General features: G+C 66.9%; 3 protein-coding genes. All 3 read left to right on the top strand.

The features are described 5' to 3' along the window. A partial coding sequence (locus tag AC01FP_RS17945) for a hypothetical protein (protein ID WP_474482145.1) occupies window positions 1-185 on the top strand: 185 nt, incomplete at its 5' end. Beyond that, window positions 182-427 (top strand): hypothetical protein, encoded by a 246-nt coding sequence (locus tag AC01FP_RS17940; protein WP_474482144.1) that lies wholly within the window; start codon window positions 182-184, stop codon window positions 425-427. The genes AC01FP_RS17945 and AC01FP_RS17940, both read left to right, overlap by 4 nt. Continuing rightward, the coding region (gene ssb / locus AC01FP_RS17935) for a single-stranded DNA-binding protein (protein WP_474482143.1) at window positions 424-940 on the top strand (517 nt) is incomplete at its 3' end. The genes AC01FP_RS17940 and ssb, both read left to right, overlap by 4 nt.

The following is a 940-nucleotide window of genomic DNA, read 5'->3' as shown; positions in this document are numbered from 1 at the left end:
AGCCCCCGGCACCGACGCGGTTCCGGCCGGGTGAGCACTGGATGAGCCCAGATGGTCTCTATCGAGTCGAAGCCTGCCCGCTCGTCCCGAGCTGCATACGGCTTATCCCGCTGAGTTGCAGCGCTCAAGAGCCGATCCACCGCCACCCCAGCAACACCAGCCGCTTTCAGAGGCTCTGGCCATGAGCGCACTGCCTGCAAGGCCGAGGCCCCTGCGCCAGCGGATCGGCAACCACAAAAAGACGATCACCATGAACAACGACACCTACGAGCGGGTGAGCGCCTTTGCGCGTCGCCACAACATCACCTGGAGTGGAGCGCTGCATGAGCTGGTGCGCACCCACCCCCTGATCGGCCTGTCCTCGCTGCTGGCTGCCCAGGAGAGCATCGACGCCATCAAGGGTGCGGCTCAGGAGGTGCAGGCATGAGCATCAACGTGGTCGTGCTGGTCGGTAATGCCGGCCGGGATCCGGAGCTGCGCTTCTTTGAAAGCGGCAGCTGCGTCTGTGAATTCACGCTCGCCATCAACCGGCCGCCGCGAGATGGCCAGGAGCCGGCTCCCCTGTGGGTGAACTGCAAGGCCTGGGGCAAGACCGCCCAGGTGGCTGGGGACTACGTCCGCAAGGGCAGCAAGGTGGCGGTGGTCGGCCGGCTGGATGTCGAGCAGTGGACCGACAGGAGCAGCGGCGAGGTGCGCAGCAAAACCCTGGTGACGATCGATCGCTTGGAGCTCTGCGGCAGCCGCGGCGCCGGTGCTGGCGGCTACAGCGGTGAAGCAGAGCCGAGCAGTGGTGAGCACCAGGGCAGGCCCGCGCCGGCAGGCGGAGCGCCCAGTGCAGCTCATGACGCAGCGACTTCCCGGCCAGCAGCACCACCTCATCGAGGTAGGGCCACTCCTCGATCGGGATTTCAAGCTTGGCGGCCAGAGCCGCGGGTCGGGG

It is taken from the genome of Cyanobium sp. NIVA-CYA 375 (assembly GCF_056108345.1).
Note: the sequence above shows the minus strand (reverse complement) of the source record. Positions and strands in the feature narration are given on the sequence as shown.

Bases quoted from the DNA above. Each gene is read 5' to 3' on its own strand.
- AC01FP_RS17940 (WP_474482144.1), top strand. From the start codon at position 182: ATGAGCGCACTGCCTGCAAGGCCGAGGCCCCTGCGCCAGCGGATCGGC.